At 55.9% G+C, this 19,305-nt stretch carries 18 protein-coding genes; 13 read left to right on the top strand and 5 right to left on the bottom strand.

The features are described from left to right. Positions 1 to 1,305: an aminotransferase class I/II-fold pyridoxal phosphate-dependent enzyme gene (locus tag AC1RKC_RS00820; protein WP_493092239.1), complete on the bottom strand. Its 1,305-nt coding sequence runs from the start codon at positions 1,303 to 1,305 to the stop codon at positions 1 to 3. A 68-nt stretch (positions 1,306 to 1,373) separates the two neighbouring features. Between AC1RKC_RS00820 and AC1RKC_RS00815 the strand changes: the two genes are divergently transcribed. From AC1RKC_RS00815 to pdxY, 3 genes are read left to right on the top strand one after another with little or no spacing between them, the layout of a single operon-like run. Next, on the top strand, positions 1,374 to 1,631 hold the full coding sequence (locus AC1RKC_RS00815) for a hypothetical protein (protein WP_258089620.1): 258 nt from the start codon (positions 1,374 to 1,376) through the stop codon (positions 1,629 to 1,631). After that, on the top strand, positions 1,628 to 2,341 hold the full coding sequence (locus AC1RKC_RS00810; RefSeq protein WP_046373448.1) for a glutamine amidotransferase: 714 nt from the start codon (positions 1,628 to 1,630) through the stop codon (positions 2,339 to 2,341). Before AC1RKC_RS00815 ends, AC1RKC_RS00810 begins: the two co-directional genes overlap by 4 nt. Positions 2,342 to 2,344: 3 nt before the next feature. Continuing rightward, positions 2,345 to 3,184, top strand: coding sequence for a pyridoxal kinase (pdxY, locus tag AC1RKC_RS00805; RefSeq protein WP_187961359.1), 840 nt, complete (start codon positions 2,345 to 2,347; stop codon positions 3,182 to 3,184). A 41-nt stretch (positions 3,185 to 3,225) separates the two neighbouring features. On the opposite strand, the gene AC1RKC_RS00800 is transcribed toward pdxY, so the two are convergent. From AC1RKC_RS00800 to AC1RKC_RS00785, 4 genes are all read right to left on the bottom strand, one after another. Continuing rightward, positions 3,226 to 3,939 carry a flagellar brake protein gene (locus AC1RKC_RS00800; protein ID WP_020827036.1) on the bottom strand — a complete coding sequence of 238 codons (714 nt, stop codon included), beginning with the start codon at positions 3,937 to 3,939 and terminating at the stop codon, positions 3,226 to 3,228. Between the two features lie 73 nt (positions 3,940 to 4,012). Continuing rightward, the gene (locus AC1RKC_RS00795) at positions 4,013 to 4,795 is read right to left on the bottom strand and encodes an N-formylglutamate amidohydrolase (RefSeq protein ID WP_261439507.1); all 783 of its coding nucleotides are present in this window, start codon (positions 4,793 to 4,795) and stop codon (positions 4,013 to 4,015) included. Between the two features lie 99 nt (positions 4,796 to 4,894). Further along, a complete protein-coding gene (gene olsF / locus AC1RKC_RS00790; RefSeq protein WP_020827038.1) occupies positions 4,895 to 6,616 on the bottom strand; it encodes an ornithine lipid synthase OlsF in 1,722 nt (573 codons plus the stop codon). A 168-nt stretch (positions 6,617 to 6,784) separates the two neighbouring features. Next, entirely contained in the window at positions 6,785 to 8,446 is a 1,662-nt protein-coding gene (locus AC1RKC_RS00785) for a DUF4091 domain-containing protein (protein WP_115058744.1), read from the bottom strand. A 465-nt stretch (positions 8,447 to 8,911) separates the two neighbouring features. Here AC1RKC_RS00785 and AC1RKC_RS00780 point away from each other — a divergent pair, with 465 nt between their 5' ends. From AC1RKC_RS00780 to AC1RKC_RS00735, 10 genes are all read left to right on the top strand, one after another. After that, positions 8,912 to 10,165: an ABC transporter substrate-binding protein gene (locus tag AC1RKC_RS00780; RefSeq protein ID WP_176983520.1), complete on the top strand. Its 1,254-nt coding sequence runs from the start codon at positions 8,912 to 8,914 to the stop codon at positions 10,163 to 10,165. An 82-nt stretch (positions 10,166 to 10,247) separates the two neighbouring features. Continuing rightward, positions 10,248 to 11,186, top strand: coding sequence for a carbohydrate ABC transporter permease (locus tag AC1RKC_RS00775; RefSeq protein WP_020827041.1), 939 nt, complete (start codon positions 10,248 to 10,250; stop codon positions 11,184 to 11,186). Between the two features lie 12 nt (positions 11,187 to 11,198). After that, positions 11,199 to 12,017, top strand: coding sequence for a carbohydrate ABC transporter permease (locus AC1RKC_RS00770; protein ID WP_044551448.1), 819 nt, complete (start codon positions 11,199 to 11,201; stop codon positions 12,015 to 12,017). A gap of 22 nt (positions 12,018 to 12,039) precedes the next feature. Continuing rightward, entirely contained in the window at positions 12,040 to 13,152 is a 1,113-nt protein-coding gene (locus tag AC1RKC_RS00765) for an ABC transporter ATP-binding protein (RefSeq protein WP_044551450.1), read from the top strand. Positions 13,153 to 13,171: 19 nt separating this feature from the next. Continuing rightward, entirely contained in the window at positions 13,172 to 14,455 is a 1,284-nt protein-coding gene (locus tag AC1RKC_RS00760) for a Gfo/Idh/MocA family protein (protein WP_020827044.1), read from the top strand. Between the two features lie 18 nt (positions 14,456 to 14,473). Next, positions 14,474 to 15,382 carry an ROK family protein gene (locus AC1RKC_RS00755; protein ID WP_044551454.1) on the top strand — a complete coding sequence of 303 codons (909 nt, stop codon included), beginning with the start codon at positions 14,474 to 14,476 and terminating at the stop codon, positions 15,380 to 15,382. A gap of 332 nt (positions 15,383 to 15,714) precedes the next feature. Further along, the gene (agaR, locus tag AC1RKC_RS00750; protein ID WP_046373443.1) at positions 15,715 to 16,485 is read left to right on the top strand and encodes a transcriptional repressor AgaR; all 771 of its coding nucleotides are present in this window, start codon (positions 15,715 to 15,717) and stop codon (positions 16,483 to 16,485) included. A gap of 26 nt (positions 16,486 to 16,511) precedes the next feature. Beyond that, on the top strand, positions 16,512 to 17,678 hold the full coding sequence (locus AC1RKC_RS00745) for an SIS domain-containing protein (RefSeq protein ID WP_176983517.1): 1,167 nt from the start codon (positions 16,512 to 16,514) through the stop codon (positions 17,676 to 17,678). A gap of 9 nt (positions 17,679 to 17,687) precedes the next feature. Then, complete coding sequence (locus tag AC1RKC_RS00740) at positions 17,688 to 18,542, top strand: tagatose bisphosphate family class II aldolase (RefSeq protein ID WP_020827048.1); 855 nt, start codon at positions 17,688 to 17,690, stop codon at positions 18,540 to 18,542. 326 nt (positions 18,543 to 18,868) lie between these two features. Next, positions 18,869 to 19,180, top strand: a complete 312-nt coding sequence (locus AC1RKC_RS00735) for a YmdA family protein (RefSeq protein WP_116690386.1) — start codon at positions 18,869 to 18,871, stop codon at positions 19,178 to 19,180. Positions 19,181 to 19,305 lie beyond the last annotated feature (125 nt).

The following is a 19,305-nucleotide window of genomic DNA, read 5'->3' as shown; positions in this document are numbered from 1 at the left end:
TCAGTTAACCACGGTGCCGGTGCCGATGGCGACGGCCAGATCCTGAGCCAACGTTTCCAGCTGCGCCGGCTCAAGGTTAGCCAGGCTGATGCGGATCGCCGGGCCGCTTTTCAGGCGGAAGGGCTCGCCGCTCTGCACCAGCCAGCCACGCTGCGCCATCATTTGGCTGGCGGCGGCTTCTGAACGCACCGGCAACCAGATATGCACTCCCTCTCCCGACGACACCGGCACGCCGGTCAATGCGCGCAGCCGCTCGGACAAATCGTCACGCCGCTGCTGATAAGTTTGCTGCGCCCGTGCAAACAGCCCCTCTTGCTGGGCCTGCGTCCACAGTTTAACGGCAATCTGCTGCAGGATATGGCTGACCCAGCGCTCGCGAATGTATTGATCCGCCCGCATGGTCTGCAGCAGCTGCGGCTTGCCGCAGGCCAGCGCAATACGCAGATCCGGGCTGAGGAACTTGCTCAGCGATAACACATACAGGCCATTATCTGCGGTAAAGGGCAAATGCAGCGGCCGCTGCGACAGCGGTCCCCAGAAGTCATCGACGATCGCCAGACAACCGGGGTTTTGCGACAGAAATTCCCGCCAACTCGCGGCCCGGCCCGCGCTTAATGACATGCCGGTCGGGTTCTGTGCCCGAGGCGTCAGGATCACCGCGGCTCCCAGAGGTGCGGCCTCTTTTTCCGGCAAGCGGCACCCTTGTTCATCAACCGGTAACGGCAAAGGCTTCAGCCGCAGATGCCGCAACAGCGTCAGTAGCGGTGGCCAGCAGGGATCTTCCACCCACACCGAGGCTCCCGGCGCCGCATGGATACGCAACGCCTTTTCGATAGCGTCCAGCGCGCCGGAAAACACCGCCGGTTCCTGCAACTCTGCGCCCTGCTGGCTCAGCCAGTCGCCGGCAAGCCGACATAACGCCGGTAAATCCCCGCTGACGTCATAACCGGTCTGCTGCGGGAAAACGTCTTCGGTGCCCAGCGACAGGGCCGGCAGCAGCGTGGCATCCAGATTACCACTCGCCAAATCCCCCATCCCCTCAGGCACTTGCCGAACATTGCGCACCGTCATTAAAGGTTGCTCAAGTACCTGAGTACCGGCACGCCCGCGGGTAGCCACCAAACCGGCATCACGCAGTTTGGCATAGGCGCTGGCGACGGTATTGGGGTTGACCCCCAACTTGCCGGCCAATTGACGCACCGGCGGCAGCAGGTCACCCGGCTGCAGATCACCCTGCTTTATCTGCGTGCTGATCTGTTCAGCAATCTGGACAGCGCTGCCGCCTTTTGCATACAATGAGCTCATACATAAAACCTTTTTGTATTAGTTCAAAATAGATTACCTGTTTCGAACGGAAAAGTTAAGGGGTAAAGATGGAAAAACATTACGTACTGGATATTAAACAGGGCGGGAAAGCCTTTGGCCGCTTGCAGATGTTCACGCCCTGGGCTGCCGATCAGCTTCAGCAGGCTCAGGCGCTGTTCCCTGCCGATCAGGGCTACCAGTTGAGTATCAGCCAGGTCAAAGAGCGCCGGATAGTTTATCAAAGCGGCACTGGCGGCATCACCATCCTGGGCGATACGCTGGAACTGGAACCTTACCCTCATAGCCAAGAGGTACCACAACAATGAAAAAAGTTGTCGCGATCCGACATGTGAATTTTGAAAACCTCGGCATTCTGGGCTCACTGCTGTCATTGCGTGGCTATCAGATTGATTATTTCGACGCGGGCCGTGACGACATCCGCACCATCGTTAACGAGGATACCGACCTGCTGGTGGTGCTGGGCGGGCCAATCAGCGCCGCTCAACACTTCGCCGGCCAGCAACACTATGCGTTTCTCAACGATGAGTTAGCACTGGTTACCCAGCGTCTCCAGCAAAAACGGCCTACGATCGGTGTCTGTCTCGGCGCGCAGGTGATTGCCCAGGCGCTGGGTGCCGAGGTCGTTTCGCTTGGCGTGAAAGAGATCGGTTACGCTCCCTTAACCTTGACGGATAATGAAGACTCGGTGCTGGCGCCACTGGCGTCCACGCCGGTGCTTCACTGGCACGGCGATATGTTTATGATCCCCGAAGGCGCGACCCGCCTGGCGGGTACCGATATCTGCCCTAATCAGGCATTTGAGTATCAGGATTTCGCCCTTGGGCTACAGTTCCATCTGGAAGCCGATCACCGCGATCTGGAACGGTGGCTGGTGGGACATGCCTGTGAACTTGAGCTGGCCGGCATCGTGCCGCAGCTTTTGCGCCAACAGGCCGCGCGTTACGGCACAGAATTGGAGCAACGCGCCCGCCAGGTATTTACGCGCTGGTTGGATAAAATCGAACCAAGGAAGTGATAGATGCAACAAATTTCTCAATTACAGCCGCCGCAGATTGATGTCATCAGTATTCAATCTCAGGTGGTGTATGGCAGCGTCGGCAACGGGATAGCCTACCGCACGCTGTTGAAAAAGGGGCTGGAAGTGCTGCAGGTGCCCAGCGTGCTGTTCGGTTGCCCCCCTTATTACGGTGCGCCCAGCGGCGGCGTGATCTCCGCCGAATGGTTCGGCGGTTTTCTGGCGGATTTGCTGGCCCGCGGCGTGATGAATCGCACCCGGGCGGTGATTGTCGGTTATCTGGGCAATGTCGACCAATGCCATATTCTGGATACCTGGTTACAGCGCGTGCGCGCGATCAATCCGCAGATAAAGATTTATATCGATCCGGTGATGGGCGATTACGGCGAAGGGGTTTATGTCGATAAGCGCATTGTCGATTGCTACCGCTCCCCCTTCCTGAAATTGGCCAATGGCCTGACCCCTAACGGCTTCGAACTGGAGCAGCTTTGCGGTCACCCTCTGACCACTCAGGAACAGACGCGGCAGGCTGCACAGGCGTTGCTCAATGACACCACCGAGTGGGTGTTGGTGACCAGCGCACCGGGCGTGGCGGAAAACGACGATCAACTGGGGTTACTGCTGGTCAAGCACGACGAAGTGCAAAGCTATACCCACCCCAGAATTCAATCAAAGGTCAAAGGCACCGGGGATATGTTCGCCGCGTTGCTGGTCAGCCATCTGCTGCACGGCAAAAGTCTCGATGAGGCGATCGTGACCGCCGGGGGGGAAGTTTGTGATGTTCTGGCGGAAGCGGAGCATTTCGGCCTGGAGGAAATTGGCAGTCTGCGCGCCTTGAAATAGGCCTGGAGTGACGGGGCAGCCAGCTGCCCCTCGCGTCTTGGTTAGCGTTTTTTCTTTTTGTTGAAGTCCAATTCAAACGCAAACACTGCACTCTGAATTTTTCTTTCCATGGCCAAACCCAGTTTCATAAAGCGGCACGACAGGCGTGAAAAATGCACCATGTTGTCGTCGTCATCCAGCTCGTGATCGTCGTTGATCACCACCAGCTCCATATTGACCTTGAAACTGCCGTAGCTGCCAAGATCCAACAACGCTTTTTTGAACTGGAAGCCGGGCTGTAGGTTTGGCGGTAACGGACCGTCAACGCGCAGCCCTACACCACCGGCGGACAGATCGTGGATCCTCAGCTGATATTCACTGCCATCGGCGTATTCACCACTGCACAAAAACTGGCGCCAGTGAGGGGTAGTCACACGGAACTGACGGCGGCGCTGGATGTAAACCAGCTGCTTCGGCAATTGGGTTGAACAGACATTGACGCCCTGCTGCTCGATGAATTCGGCCCGACCTACGGAGAACTCGATCTTCGCATCATGGCTTTCAATCACGATGGTGTATTCGCCATCAACCGTCGCATCCACCTCATCGCCGCTAAACACGATGTTGTCCGGCCCGACGCTCAATAACAAACTCTGAAACTGCTGCTTCTCATTTACGACCCGTAGCGGCGTGCGTTGTTTACAAATCTCACGCAGAATCGCCAGTACTTCAAAGCGCTCCTGCTTGATAAACAATCCGTTATCATTCTGCTCCACTTGACGCTCCTGGCACTTCCCAATGACGTTGACACTTTCCTTACAGTTATCATCACTGGGAATATTCCTAAAGTCAAATTTGCCAGCGATGCCAGGCTTGCGGTAACAGTCTGGCGAAGCGTTCTGCCCAGGCCTGTTGACCTTGTTGATCGGCAAGCAGATCCTGGCGGATCTCGATACCGACATAGGGCAATTGCCGGCGCTCAGCATGCACCGGCAGGGTGTAGTCCGTCGCGTCGGTCATGGCATAGGGCTCGTTGATGCCCACCTGCAAATCCCCTTCTTCACGCAGCAGCTCAGCCAGCAACAACGCGAACTCCGGCTGACGGTTGAACAACAGTCCGACCTGCCACGGGCGCGCGTTGCCTTTAAACACCGGCGTAAAGCTGTGCATGGCAACGATCGCCGTCGGCAAGCCGCTACGCTGGCGCGCATCCAGGCTGTCGGTTATCGCCTGATGGTAAGGCAGAAAAATTTCATGCTCGCGCGCCAGCGCCTGTTCGGCCGCAATGCCCACGTTGCCGGGGATCGGCGTCAACTCGGACAGTTCTGGTATGGAACTGGGGATGCCGGGTGTCCGATTACAGTCAATAACCAAACGCGAATAGCGCTGATGAATCACCGGAGCGTCCAGCTGGCGACTAAGGTGACGTGAAACGTTCAGTGCGCCGATGTCCCAGCCAATATGACGGTCTATTTCGCCGGGCGGCAGCCCAAGATCGCCCAATTGCTGCGGTATCGCCTGCCCAGCGTGATCGCAAAGCAATAAGAAGGGCGCGAGGCCTTTTGGCGTTTCAATCGCGACGGCGGCGGGATCTTCGGCGGACAACAAAAACGGGGCGAACGGCTGTGGCATGAAAAACTCCGGCGGAGGAACAAAGCCTTATCTTAGGCTATTTCCCCCCGCCGACGCCAAGCTTCGGATTAGATCAAAAACGCATGAGCGCCACGCCAATTACTCTATGCACGCCTCCTGCGGCTGATGCACTGCGATGTAACGTTGGAAACGCGCAGGTTTAAGCCGAGTGAGATCGACCAGCACCAGCCCATCAATACAGTTATTGAAGGCCGGATCGGTGCCAAAATCGATGAACTGCACCCCGCCCGGTTCACACAGCTCGGTATATTGTTTATACAACGTGGGGATCGAACAGCCGATATTGCTCAACAGGCTTTTCAGTCGCACCAGATCTTCCTGATAGTTATCGCCGGCAAACTGCGCCAGCACCTGAGGTAACGAGGCGGGATACGGCTGCCGCGACTGCGCCAGCGCGCTGTCCGGCGAGAAATACAGCCGGTAGAAGGCGATCAGCAGATCGCGCGCCGTTACCGGCATGCCTCCGGATATAGACACTGGGCCAAAAAGATAGCGGTACTGCGGGTACTTCGCCAGGTAGGCGCCAATGCCCAGCCACAGGTAGTCCAGCCCGCGTTTACCCCAGTAGGCCGGCTGAATGAAACTGCGGCCCAGCTCAATCCCCTGCGCCAGAATAGGTGCCATATCGCGGTCATAATGGAACAGGCTGTTGCTGTAAATGCCTTCCAGGCCCTTGCGCTCCAACTGCTCGGCAGTTGGGATAAAGCGGTAAGCGCCGACAATCTCCAACTCGTCCGCATCCCACAGCACCAGGTGGTAATAGTCGTCGTCGTAGCTGTCCAGATCGCGGCGGCGACCGGAGCCTTCCCCCACCGCGCGGAAAGCGATTTCGCGCAGGCGTCCTAGCTCACGCAGGATAGGCGTACGCGCTTCATCCTGACGGCGATACAGGAAGATGATTTTGCCGTCCGGGGTAACCCCCAGCCGCTCACAGTTTGCCAACGCTTTCTTCAGTTCCAGTCGGTCTTCCGGCAAGGCTATCGGAGATTCGCTGGCAAACAATCCTTCTTTACCCTGTCCCAGGCGATAAACGTGTCGGCGGAAACGCTCCGCCAGATCTTTCGCGCTGGTATGGCCGTCGTGCCAGTTGGCAAAGGGAATACGGCCACCCACGCGGATTTTAATGCGCCCGCCCTGCTGCTGGAACATTTCGCGCACCAGTAATAGCGTGGACAGAGGTCGATAAACCAGGGAGGTGAAGTAGAATAAATTGCTGTTACGGGCGCTGATGTGGATCGGCACAATCGGTGCGCGCGCCTTGGCCGCCAGTCGCAAGAAACCGGTATGCCAATGCCCGTCACGAATGCCTTTCGGGCTCATGCGCGACACTTCGCCAGCGGGGAACAGGATCAGCGCACCCTGCTTGTCCAATTGCGCCTGCATACCTTCAATTTGCTTGCGGCTGGTCTTATAGGCGACGTTGTCTACCGGTACGAACAGGCTGCGCAGCGGTTCGATATAGGTCAGCAGTTGGCTGGCCACCACTTTGACATCCGGTCGCACCGCCGCGACCGCACGCAGCAGCACCAGTCCGTCAAGTGACCCTATCGGGTGATTAGCCACCAGCACCACCGGCCCCTGGCTCGGGATGTTTTCCAGGTCACCATCCACCAGTTCACAACTGAGGTTGAAGTAGTCCACCACCTGCTCGATCAGATCCAGGCCTTTCAGATGGGGATAATCGGCGGCAAACTGTTTGAATTCTTTTTCGAAGAGTAAAGTTCTCAGCAGGCTACGCTGCCAGGCAGGGGTATTGCGGTGTGGAAATGCATCATGCAACAGAGAGTCCAAGCTAAACATCGCGTTATCTCCTGGCTTAGTCGCTGCAAAATTAAGCCAGCGCTATGACCCTAACATGTCAGTAACATGACAAAAAAATGAAATCCCTCGACCTATCAGGTATAGCAAATTATTGAAAACTTGGTGGCGACACTCTGCTTGTCGCCCCCTCGCCGCATTTTATGCCAATTAAATCAGCGCTTCGATCCGCTGATTCACCGCTTCACGCAGCCGCAGCAGCGGTGCTGCCTGATGCGGATAACGTTTAAAAGTGATACGCATCCCCAGTTCCTGTTCAATCAATGCCTCTACCGTGTTGCGATCCGTCAGGCTTTCCAACAGCTGCAGCGCACGCATGTCCTGCAAGCCCTGATGCAGCACCCGTAACCGCAGCGACTCCACCGGCGTCAGGTTTTCGCCGGGGTAAACCACAAAGGCGTCGCCGGAAGGAAACGCATTTCGGCAATCGGTCACCGCGTAGGGGTTAAGTTTTTCTCGCGAATGGCCGCTGTTATAGAAGTTGAACCCCCAGTGCAGAAAACCGCTGATGTTGTACAGGTAAAGCTGGATGCCCAGAATACGATTACGCGCCGAAGGTTGAGCAAAGAAACGGTTGGCCACCTCGGTCTTTTGCACGCAGCAGTAATAGGCCCACAGGCCCGGAACCTGATGCTCAAGGAAAGCGTCTATATGGTCGGTAGCGGCCACTGGCGTTTCCACCAGGCCTTGCCGGTAAAACGCGTAGTCTGACAGCGCGTCAAAAGTGCGAAATCCTGCCAGCAGCGGGCGCAAGGCGGCAACGGCACGCTGATAAACGGCGATGTTCTCCAGCGTCGGCTCATCCGAGATATGGAACCAGACCTGCTGTTGCAACTGGCGATCGCGGAACCAGGCGGTCAACGCCGGCAACAGCGCCTGCAAAAACTGTTGATACTCCTGCGCGTGGGCGTCAGTGTGCCAACCGAATAGCGGGCAAAGTGCGCCGTCGATCTCCACCAGAATTTTTGGCGCATGCGCCGCCCCCCACTGGGTGAACAACGGGGCAATCTCAAAATGTTCAATCCCCTCTTCCTGCGCCATATCCACCCACTGGGCCAGCCGCTGGAAATCAAACCGATAACCCTGCGCGGAACGCTGTACGCCAATCAACTGTACCGTGGTGCGCTCGCCGCCGACGGCGGTATCCAGCGGTGGCGTGAAGATCGGCGTCAGCAGCATGTTGACTCCACTGTTGACCGCACAGCGAACAAAGTTACGTACCGCCAGCCAGTATTCGGGACTGAACACCGGCACGCGGTAATAATCCGCCAGACAATCGGTATGCACCCATTCGGTGTGCAACAGGGTTTGCGGCGGCAGTTCAACCGGGACGATATGCAGCGTGAGGGCGGCGCTGGCCAAGGCTTCGCCGCTGATAACATCAAACAAGGTCAGGTTCAGCGGGTAATCCCCGCCTGGCACAGGCGTCGACGGCGGTGTATAGGTCAGCCAAAGGCAGCCGTAATAATTGTTGGCGACAAAGAAACGCTGCTCGGCCAGCGGCATCAACGGATCGGGAAATAACCCCGGCTCGGTACGCAGATAGTTCTCATCGGTCTGGGCATAACAGGGAAAGTGGCTGGGTACCGATTGCACCTGCCGCACGCTGATATACTCCGCCAGTGATCCCTCAAGACGGTAGCTTAATTCACGCCGAGTTTCGTTATCGGCCCGGTGAAGGCAATAAACCCCCTGCCAGGAAATCATTTCATTACTCAGGCCACTCAACTTATTTATTTGATCAATCTGTGGTGCATTATGGCTGTGAAATATCTTTTCCAGACTGTGAGTAAAAGTCAATGAAAGGCGCATAGCAATAATCTCGCTCTAATGGGGAAATACCGATGAGTGATTTTCAGGCTAAACCCTTTTATCGATTCAAACAATAGTGGTCATTCAAAAAACGGCGTTTACGTCGAGGCAAAGCCTGCCGATACAATTTTTTTGTTTATTTGCATCACAAAAATGAAAGATACCCAGACATGCACAATAAAAATGTTTTTAATCCCCATTATGGTGCAAGGGTTATCACTTATTCCTATGACCCCAGCAGCCAGTCATTGCCCAACGGCAGGGCCAAAACCGCCGCAAAAGGTTAACGAATTGTGAACAACTTACGCTTTCGGTTTACGCCCCAACCCTTTCGATCTTAACAACATCGAAACATTCGCGCCCCATTTTTGGGCAGATCGGGGTGTATTGACACATTGAAAGTTAAGGGATAGAAAGAATTCACGTTACGAAAATATTTATTCGTCGTCCACCGAGGGGAAAGCAATGTCACCGATAAAAAATACCGGCCGTCTTCTGGCGCATTCTGCCATTGCGACGGCATTATTATTGCCGACCATGTTATATGCCGCCGATCAAATAACTTTGCGTTATGCCGTATGGGACAGAAATCAATTACCGGCCGAGCAGGAAATCGCCAAACGCTTTGAAAAAGAAAACCCAAACATTAAAATAGCCATAGAATTAACGCCGTCGGCACAATACTTCGTTAAATTGGATTCCGCCGCAGCTGGCGGCGTAGCGCCAGATATATTCTGGATAAACATGCCTTATTTTGTTCAATATGCCAAAAACGGCATTATGCAACCTTTAACACCTTATATTAGCGGCAGCAGCGTCAAGCTAAATGACGTGGTCGCCAGTTCGGTAAAAGCCTATCAGTATGACGGCCAACAGATGGCCATCCCGCGCGACGTGGACTCTATTGCGGTGTGGTACAACAAAAAGCTGTTCGATCAGGCCGGTGTCAGCTACCCCACCAGCGATTGGAACTGGGATGACCTGAAAACCAAAGCCGCAGCCTTGAAAACCGGCTTGAAAGGCAGTGCCTTCCCGTTGGTGATGGACCTTAGCATCGACGGCCAGGACAGCTACATGAACCTGCTGTTCCAGAACGGCAACCACATCGTCCCGAAAGACGGCCAGCCGACCGACATCGCCAACGACAAGTCCATCTGGGTATATCAGCAGCTGCAGTCAATGATGAAAGACGGGCTGATGCCCAGCGCCCAGCAAATGAGCGAAGTCAAAACCGAGAACATCTTCCAGTCCAACCGCGCAGCCATGGTGTATGCCGGCTCGTGGTTAGCGGCCCCGTTCGCCAACAACCCGCTGATTAACGACCATATCGGCGTGGTAATGATGCCGAAAATCGAACGTCAATCCGGTGTGGCGCACAGCCTGGCGTTCGCCATGTCCGCCAACAGCACCCACAAACAAGAAGCCTGGAAATACATCGAGTTTATGAGCACCGAAGCTTCGCAAACCGAGTTGGCGAAAGTGGTGATCCCGGCCAATAAAGTGGCGGCGAAAGCCTGGGCGGCGGAAATCAAGAAGGTCGATGTTACGCCTTATATCGACACTCTCAACGTGACCGAGGCCTACCCGACCGCCGGGACCAACACGCCAAAATGGCAGAACATGTGGATAGCCAGTCTGAAGAAAATCTTTATGGGCGCGGATGCCAAACAGGAGATGGATAAGTCGGTCAAGAAGATCGAACGCATCATGGAGCAGTAATCGCCCCGTGCCGGCTGCGCCTGCCCGAAGGCGCGGCCGGCAACGGAACACCGCAAAGCCGTTACTGGTGAGGAATGGCAACATGTCGCTGGCAGATACCTACGGTGCCCTAAAACAACAAAAAAGCATCCCACGTCCTGCGCTCAGCCGCTTGGAGCGCGCCGAGCGTTTTTGGGGTTGGGTGATGATTTTACCGCTGTTGATTGGGTTGACGGTGTTTTACTTCATCCCTTTTTTGCAGAACATCTTTTACAGCTTTACCGACCTCAATCAGTTTATGCGCTGGAGCACCCTCAGCGTCGATAACTACGTCAATCTGTTTGAAGACGACGATTTCTACACCGCCGCCGGCAACACCCTGTTCTATGTGGTGGTGTGTGTACCGGTCAGCCTGAGTCTGTCGCTACTGCTGGCCATTGGCCTCAACCAAAATATCCGAGGCAAGGCGCTGTTGCGCACCCTGCTGTTCCTGCCGGCGGTCACCATGCCCGCCGCGGTGGCGATGGTGTGGCAATGGCTGTTCAACAAGGACTTCGGCCTGATTAACCAGGCGATTGGCCAACTGGGTATTTCACCGGTGGCCTGGCTATCCGATCCGGACGTGGTGCGCATCAGCGTTTCCATCATCATTATCTGGTCGTCGCTGGCGCTGAAAATCATCATTTTACTGGCCGGTTTGCAGAGCATTCCACGCCAGCTGTATGAGGCCGCCGACATCGATGGCATCAGCACCCTGCGTCGCTTCTTCTGTATTACCCTGCCGATGATGGTCCCGACGCTGTTCTTCGTTTCGGTAATGAGTTTTATCGAGATCCTGCAAATCTTTGACGTGGTGTTTTTGATGTTTGACCGCGCGCTGGTGGAAAGCGACGTGATGACCGTCACCAACCTGTTCTACAAATACGCCTTTTACCTGCAGGAGAAAGGTTACGCCTCCGCCATCACCGTGGTGCTGTTCGCCGTCACCCTGCTGATCACCCTGATTCAAATGATGATTGGCAAACGCCTGAAAGTGAGCTGAGGAGCCGCGACGATGAGCATAAGTAAAAGAACGCTGGTGTATCTGTTTATGGTGTTGGCGGCGTTGGCTTCGGTCGTGCCGTTTATCTGGATGCTGGTCACCTCGCTGAAAACTCAGGCCGAGAGTATCCAGATCCCGCTGACGCTGCTGCCGGCCCACCCCAGCCTGCAGGCCTACGGTAAGATCATGCGCGAAATCCCCTTCGCCGATTTTTACCTGAACTCGCTGTTGGCCACTTTTTTCACCGTCACCCTGCAAATGGTGATCGCCACCATGGCCGCCTACGGTTTCTCGCGCCTGCATTTTCGCGGCCGTGATGCGGTGTTTCTGGTGTGTATTTCCATCCTGATGGTGCCCGGGCAAGCCTTTTTGATCCCGCAATTTCTGGTGGTGCAAAAGTTGGGGCTGGTGAACAGCATCACCGGGCTGGTGTTGCCGGGCATCTTCAGTATTTATGCCACTTTCCTGCTGCGCCAGTTCTTCCTCGCGGTACCGAAGGAGATGGAGGAAGCCGCACTGATTGACGGTTACAGCTACTTCGCCATCTTCTGGCGCATCATGCTGCCGCTGATCCGGCCTGGCATTATCGCCTGCATCATCATCAACGGCCTGTGGAGCTGGAACAACCTGATGTGGCCGCTGATCGTCAACACCACCACCGAAAAGCTGACGCTGCCGGTCGGGCTGGCGTCGCTGTCGAGCCGCGCCGGGGTGGAGTATCCGCTACTGATGGCCGGGGCGCTGATGGCAGTGATCCCCATGCTGATGCTGTTCATTCTTTTCCAACGTTACTTCATCCAGGGCATCGCCAGCGCTGGGGTAAAAGGCTAACCGCGAACACAAGGTAAATAACATGGCCGGTATTCAGTTAAACAATGTGAAGAAGGTATACCCCAACGGTTTCAATGCGCTGCACGGGGTCGATCTGGACATTAAAGACGGCGAATTTATGGTCTTCGTCGGGCCGTCCGGCTGCGCCAAATCTACCCTGCTGCGCATGATCGCCGGGTTGGAGAGCGTCAGCGAAGGCCAGATCCTGATCCACGATCGCTGCGTCAACGACACCATGCCAAAAGATCGCGGCATCGCCATGGTGTTCCAGAACTATGCGCTTTACCCGCACATGACGGTCTACAAGAACATGGCGTTCGGCCTGATCGGCAAGGAAAGCAAAGCCGAAATTGACCGTCGGGTGCGTGATGCCGCCGAAAAGCTGGAGATCACCAACCTGCTGCAGCGCAAACCGGGTCAGCTGTCCGGCGGACAGTGCCAGCGCGTGGCGGTCGGCCGCGCCATCGTGCGCAAACCCAAGGTGTTTCTGTTCGACGAGCCGCTTTCCAATCTGGATGCCAAGCTGCGCGTCTCAATGCGCGTCCAACTGATCGAACTGCATAACCAACTGAAACAGGAAGGCGCCGCCGCCACCATGGTCTACGTCACCCACGATCAGGTGGAGGCGATGACCATGGGCGACCGCATCTGCGTGATGAACCGTGGCGCCATTATGCAGGTGGATAAACCCATTAACCTCTACCACCAGCCCGCTAACCGCTTCGTCGCCGAGTTTATCGGCAGCCCGTCGATGAACCTGCACGACATGGCGGTGACTCGTAGCGCACAGGGTATTGGGCTGCGCATCGGCAATGAATATCCGCTCGAACTGCCGCCGGCGCTGCAACAACAGCTGGAAAGTTATCCGCACCCGCGTGTGTGTCTGGGCATCCGTCCGGAGTCTCTGCGGCTGTGTGCGCCCGGCAGCAGCAACTGCTTCCCGGCGAAGATTGTCACCATCGAACGCATGGGCAACGAAGAGTTGCTGCACTGTGAACTGGCTGAACTGCGCTTTGTGCTGCGTATGGCGTCGCAACCAGACTGGGAACCACGTCTGGGAGAACAGATCCATCTGGCTTTCGATCTGACCCGTGCGCACCTGTTTGATGAAATCAGCGGCCAAAACCTCAAATAACAAGATCGGAGAACGAGCAATGTCGTCAGCTAAACAAAATGGTTTTGCCGGTCGCCCGGTTCAGGTTCTGGTGATTGGCGCCGGGGCACGCGGTGAAATTTACTCGCGCTACGCGTTGGCGCATCCGGATTTAATGCAGGTAGTCGCGGTAGCCGAACCGCGTGATGTTTATCGGCAGCAGTTCGTCGAACAGCACGGTATTTCGGCGGATAAGGTGTTCACCGACTGGCAACAGGCCGCCGACGCCGGAAAACTGGCCGATGCGGTGCTGATCTGCACCCAGGACACCCTGCACCTGGAACCGGCGCTGGCCTTTGCCAAGCAGGGTTATGCCATGCTGTTGGAAAAACCGCTTTCGCCGGTAGCCAGCGAGTGTCGCACCATCGTTGAAGAGGTGGTACGTCAAAAGCTGATTTTCTCGGTCGGCCACGTACTGCGCTACACGCGCTACACCCAAAAACTCAAGCAACTGCTGCGCGATAACGTGATTGGCGACATCGTCAGCCTGCAGCATCTGGAACCGGTAGGCTACTGGCATCAGGCACACTCCTTTGTTCGCGGCAACTGGCGCAACGACAATGAAGCCGCCTTTATGCTGCTGCAGAAGTCCTGTCACGACATTGACTGGATCCGTTACATCATGGAACTGCCCTGCGAACAGATCAGTTCGTTCGGCGGTTTACGCCATTTTCGCCAGGAGAACCAGCCTGCCGGTGCGGCTGACAACTGCCTTGACTGCGCCGTGGAAGCCAGCTGTCCTTACTCCGCCAAGCGTATTTACCTTGGCGACGATCACAAGGCCACGCCGGGCTTCCTGCGCGTATTAACGCCCGAGGTCAGCCAATCACACCTGCAGGCGGCGCTGCGCGACGGTCAGTATGGCCGCTGCGTCTACCGCTGCGACAATAACGTGGTCGATCACCAGGTGGTCAATATGCAGTTTGCCGGTGGCCGCACCGCCTCCTTCACCATGACCGCCTTTACCCGACTGGAAGATCGCAAAACCCGTATTTTCGGCAGCCACGGCTGTCTCGAGGGCGACGGTCGCTATATCCGTATCACTTCGTTCGTTGACGACAGTGAAAAAGTGTACGACGTCGAAGAAGCCGACGATCTGCATGCCATGTCCGGCCACGGCGGCGGCGACTACTACCTGATGCAGCATTTCATTGACGCGATCCGCACTAACGATCCGTCGCAGGTGCTGTCCGGACCGGCGGAAACGCTGGAAAGCCATCTGATGGTCTTCGCTGCGGAACGCGCACGCCGAGAATCTGCGGTAATTACCCTGAGTGGAGCCTGAAACGTGGAAATATCACAGATGCGTTACGGTTTCGACATCGGCGGCACCAAGATTGAAATGGCGGCCTACGATCGCCAATTGCGGCAGGTGCTGTGCCAACGGGTGAGCACGCCTACCGGCGATTACCGCGCATTTTTGTCCTGTATCCAGCAATTGGTCGATCATGCCGATCGCGAACTGCACACCCAGGGCAGCATCGGCATCGGCTTGCCGGGCGTGACCGATCCCCGCAGCCGTAAGCAGTTGGCGGTTAACGTCCCCTGCCTCACCGGGCACTGCCTGGCGGACGATTTGGCCCATGAACTGGCGCGGCCGGTTGAAATTGAAAACGACTGTCGCTGCTTCGCCCTTTCCGAGGCCAGCACGCCGCAAACCGAGCATCTGGCGCTGGTCTTCGGCGCCATTATCGGCACCGGTGCCGGCGGCGGGCTGGTGATGAACAAGCAATTGCACAAGGGCCGAAACGGGCTGGCCGGTGAATGGGGCCATACGCCGATCTCTGCTCAGTTGGCGCAGCGTTACGATTTACCGTTGTTTACCTGCAATTGCGGCCTGACCGGTTGTTTTGAACGCTACGTTTCCGGCAGCGGTCTGCTGGCGCTAAGCCGTCATTTCGGCCATCGCGCCGACAGCGTACCGGCGCTGATCGCCCATTACCGGCACGGAGATCCGCTGGCACAGCGGCTGATAGCGATGTACGTCGATATTCTGGCCAGCGCCCTGGCAGGGCTGCAATTGCTGCTGGACGTTGACGCCTTCGTGCTCGGCGGCGGACTGTCGAACGTCGGGGAGCTGTACGCCCTGCTACCGCCGGCCATGAGCGCCTGGCTGTTGCCGGGTACCGAACCGGCGGCAGTCTATCCGCCAGTGCACGGTGACAGCAGCGGCGTACGAGGGGCGGCATTATTACGCCAAAGCTGGCAATAAAAAACAGTGAAACGCCAGACGGGAATAAATGAATGTCGTGGCTTTCATCCTGCTTTCGACAAATTACCTCAGGCGGTGAGTTGCCGCCTGATAAATAACGAATTACCGCTTTTCACTTCATTTTTCGGCCGCTTTCGGTTGATCACCAATCGAAAGTAAAAACAAATATAACCAGTTGATACATATAGATTTTTATAAATTTATCGGTTGCATTTCATTGTTTCGTTTGCTGTAATTTGCCACGAACAACTGAAAGCATTCCTGTCAGATTAGCTGCGACGCATTGCGCCGCGGCGGGGTATGACTACAGCTAAATCGGGAGTCACGCGTTAATGATAAATACCGTAAAACGACGGGAATTAATTATCGACCAGCTTTGTCGCGAAGGCTCGGTGCGCGTCGAGCAACTCAGCGCCCAGTTTTCTGTTTCCAGCGTCACCATCCGCAGCGATTTGCGCCAGCTGGAAAAAAGCGGCTGTGCGGTGCGCGCTTACGGCGGCGCAATGCTCAATAAACAGTTTGCGTTCGACCGCCCGCTGCAAGACAAGGGCCGCATCAATCGCGACGTGAAATACGCCATTGCCTGCGCCGCGGCGGAATTGGTTAACGACGGCGATGCCATCATTCTCGACTCCGGCTCCACCACCAGCCAGATGGCGCAGCAACTGGTCGGCAAGAAAGACCTGGTAGTGATGACCAATGCGCTGAACATCGCGTTCGAACTGGCCAACAACGAACAGGTTGATCTGATGGTGGTGGGCGGCAGCGTACGGCGCAAATCCTGGTCGCTGTATGGCCCGGCGGCGGAGCAGCATATGCGGCAATTTCGTTTCGACAAGCTGTTTCTCGGCGTCGACGGTTTTGACCTGCTCAGCGGCATCACCACGCCAGATCCTGGTGAAGCTCAGCTCAACCGCGCGATGTGCGACGTAGCGCGCGAAGTGATCGCCGTTGCAGACGCCAGCAAATTCGGTCGCACCAGCTTTTGCATGATCCGTGAAATTGGCCAAATCCAGCGTTTGGTCACCGACAGCCGCATCCCGGAAAACTACCTGCATGCGCTGAACCATTTAGGTGTCGACGTGATTATCGCCGACCGTTAACCGAGGCTTTTCAAGGAGTTTTCAACATGAACGGTTATTTTGCTTACGATGCGGGCTGGCTGGAACAACGGCATGCGCTGCATACCGCACGTGAGATCTGGCAACAGCCTGATTTATGGGACGCCCTGCACCGACAGCTGCAGGAGCAACAAGCCTTGTGGCAACCTTTCCTGGCACCGCTGTTGGCCAATCCTCGCCTGCAGATTGTGCTGTGTGGTGCGGGCAGCTCGGCCTTCGCCGGCCGCGCGTTAGCGCCCTGGCTACGTGAAAAAACCGGTCGTGACGTGGTGGCCTATGGCACCACCGATATCGTCGCCAACCCACACCAATATCTGGATCTGACGCGCCCAACCCTGCTGGTTTCTTTTGCCCGTTCCGGCAACAGCCCGGAAAGTGTCGCGACCGTCGAACTGGCCGACCAACTGCTGCCGGAAAGTTATCACCTGATGCTGGTTTGTAACCCGGACAGCCAATTGGCGCACTATGCCCATCAGCGCGAGAACGTCTGTTCGTTAGTGATGCCGCAAGGCTCCAACGATCAAAGCTTCGCCATGACTTCCAGTTTCAGCTGCATGATGCTGTCCGCCGCGCTGTTGCTCGGGCCGCACTCCCTTACCGAGGCCCAACGGCCACTCGAGACCATGGTGGCGCGCTGCCGCGAACTGCGTGAAACGCTGCAACCGCAGGTAAAAGCGCTCGCAGCCAGCGGTTTTCGACGCTACATCACGCTGGGCGGCAGTTGTTTCACCGGGTTGGCGGAAGAGGCTTCGTTGAAGATGCTGGAACTGACCGCCGGGCAGATTGTCACCCGCTACGACTCTCCGCTTGGCCTGCGCCATGGCCCCAAATTTATGGTCGATGACCAAACGCTGGTGCTGCTGATGTTCTCCAGCGGTGACTACGCCCGCCAATACGATCGCGATTTGTGGAACGAACTGCATCGCGATGGTCTGGCGATGCAGATGGTCGGCTTGACCGGCAGTGCGCAGCCGGTATCGGACATGATGCTGAACCTGCACCACGCCGAAGACGACGTCTGGCTGCTGTTCCCTTACCTGTTATTCACCCAAATGCTGGCCTTTGAAAGCTCGCTGGCGCTTGGCATGACGCCGGACAACCCATGCCCGACCGGTGAGGTTAACCGGGTGGTTAAAGGCGTCACCATTTACCGTTATCCGTCTTCTGTGGCGTAAGGAATCTCTATGTACCTGATATCCAACCGGGAAATGCTGCAAAAAGCACAACGCCAGGGTTATGCCGTACCGGCGTTCAACGTCCATAATCTGGAAACCGTGCAGGTGGTGGCGGAGACCGCCGCCGAATTGCGCTCGCCAGTGATCATGGCCGGCACGCCCGGCACCTTCAGCTATGCCGGCACCGACTATTTAATCGGTATCTGCCAGGCAGCCGCACGCCGTTACGATCTGCCGTTGGCGCTGCATCTGGACCATCACGAAGAGATGGACGATATCGAATACAAGGTCAAAAGCGGCATTCGTTCGGTGATGATCGATGGCTCACATCTGCCGTTCGAACAGAACATCGCCAAAGTGGCTGAGGCTGTCGCATTGTGCCACCGCTACGGCGCCAGCGTTGAGGCAGAGTTGGGCCGCCTCGGGGGCCAGGAGGATGACCTGATTGTCGATTCCACCGACAGCTTCTTCACCGATCCGGCCGCCGCGCGCGAGTTTGTCACCGCTACTGGCATCGATTCGCTGGCGGTAGCCATCGGATCGGCTCACGGGCTGTACCACGGCGAACCCAAGCTGGACTTCGACCGCCTGGCGCTAATCCGCGAGCAGGTTGACATTCCACTGGTACTGCACGGCGCATCCGGTATTCCAGAAGCCATGGTGAAACGCGCCATTTCTCTAGGGGTGTGCAAGGTCAACGTCGCCACTGAGCTAAAAATCGCTTTTGCCGACGCGGTGAAAAGCTATTTTTCACAACATCCCGATGCCAACGATCCGCGTAAATACATCGTGCCCGGCAAGCTGGCGATGAAAGAAGTGGTGGCAGAGAAAATTCGTATCTGTGGCAGCAGCGGCATGCTGTAACTCAGCATAAATCACCACGCTTGGCCGTAGTTTCAGTTTCAACTGCGGCCACTCCGCATTTTTTAACGTGATGCGCTTCACAGTAAAACCGCCACACTCCCTCGTCATTCATTAAGCCGACTTCACTATGATCTAAATCATGGTTTTGCCAGCCCCCCCTCCCTATTATCAAATTCATCAAGAATAAACATTAAGAATAGTATATAAACCATTCTACAAGGAGGGCGCGACTAATTCGATTTTTGGCGATCATCAACTTGCCTGATTGATTTTTGTTTAATTGGACTGTTTTATTTTCCTGTTTCATTTTTAAAAAGGAATTAATAATGAACCATTCACTCATGGCATTGATGCTATTGGCCCTGCTACCCGCAACCCTGCAGGCTGCTCAACAAACCAGCCACCACGTGGCTTCCGGTACTATACGCTTTATCGGCGAGATCACCTCACCGGCCTGTACTATCCAACATAGAAATGAAGAAATCATTTCTCGCTGCTCAGGTTTGGTATCGGCTCAGGGTCAACGCCCTATCACTACCTCATTGAACAATATGCCACCAGAATTAGTTTCCAACGTGACCACCGAGATAATCAATAATAACGACCGGTTGAAGAATATCACCATCAGCTATAAATAATGGGGGCTTTTTATTGTTAACCCTGCTTAGGGTGATAAACATTATTGATATATTATAAATTTATTTTATAAATAAGCCCCTTTGTACCCCACTCATTTTTCAGTCGTCAGTATGGGCAACCTGAG

This window comes from Serratia sp. GW822-FHT06E05 (genome assembly GCF_058799445.1).
The sequence above is the reverse complement of the archived record's forward strand: the minus strand, read 5'-3'. Positions and strand labels throughout refer to the sequence as shown.

Bases quoted from the DNA above. Each gene is read 5' to 3' on its own strand.
- AC1RKC_RS00820 (WP_493092239.1), bottom strand. From the start codon at position 1,305: ATGAGCTCATTGTATGCAAAAGGCGGCAGCGCTGTCCAGATTGCTGAA.
- AC1RKC_RS00815 (WP_258089620.1), top strand. From the start codon at position 1,374: ATGGAAAAACATTACGTACTGGATATTAAACAGGGCGGGAAAGCCTTT.
- AC1RKC_RS00810 (WP_046373448.1), top strand. From the start codon at position 1,628: ATGAAAAAAGTTGTCGCGATCCGACATGTGAATTTTGAAAACCTCGGC.
- pdxY (WP_187961359.1), top strand. From the start codon at position 2,345: ATGCAACAAATTTCTCAATTACAGCCGCCGCAGATTGATGTCATCAGT.
- AC1RKC_RS00795 (WP_261439507.1), bottom strand. From the start codon at position 4,795: ATGCCACAGCCGTTCGCCCCGTTTTTGTTGTCCGCCGAAGATCCCGCC.
- olsF (WP_020827038.1), bottom strand. From the start codon at position 6,616: ATGTTTAGCTTGGACTCTCTGTTGCATGATGCATTTCCACACCGCAAT.
- AC1RKC_RS00785 (WP_115058744.1), bottom strand. From the start codon at position 8,446: ATGCGCCTTTCATTGACTTTTACTCACAGTCTGGAAAAGATATTTCAC.
- AC1RKC_RS00780 (WP_176983520.1), top strand. From the start codon at position 8,912: ATGTCACCGATAAAAAATACCGGCCGTCTTCTGGCGCATTCTGCCATT.
- AC1RKC_RS00775 (WP_020827041.1), top strand. From the start codon at position 10,248: ATGTCGCTGGCAGATACCTACGGTGCCCTAAAACAACAAAAAAGCATC.
- AC1RKC_RS00770 (WP_044551448.1), top strand. From the start codon at position 11,199: ATGAGCATAAGTAAAAGAACGCTGGTGTATCTGTTTATGGTGTTGGCG.
- AC1RKC_RS00765 (WP_044551450.1), top strand. From the start codon at position 12,040: ATGGCCGGTATTCAGTTAAACAATGTGAAGAAGGTATACCCCAACGGT.
- AC1RKC_RS00760 (WP_020827044.1), top strand. From the start codon at position 13,172: ATGTCGTCAGCTAAACAAAATGGTTTTGCCGGTCGCCCGGTTCAGGTT.
- AC1RKC_RS00755 (WP_044551454.1), top strand. From the start codon at position 14,474: ATGCGTTACGGTTTCGACATCGGCGGCACCAAGATTGAAATGGCGGCC.
- agaR (WP_046373443.1), top strand. From the start codon at position 15,715: ATGATAAATACCGTAAAACGACGGGAATTAATTATCGACCAGCTTTGT.
- AC1RKC_RS00745 (WP_176983517.1), top strand. From the start codon at position 16,512: ATGAACGGTTATTTTGCTTACGATGCGGGCTGGCTGGAACAACGGCAT.
- AC1RKC_RS00740 (WP_020827048.1), top strand. From the start codon at position 17,688: ATGTACCTGATATCCAACCGGGAAATGCTGCAAAAAGCACAACGCCAG.
- AC1RKC_RS00735 (WP_116690386.1), top strand. From the start codon at position 18,869: ATGAACCATTCACTCATGGCATTGATGCTATTGGCCCTGCTACCCGCA.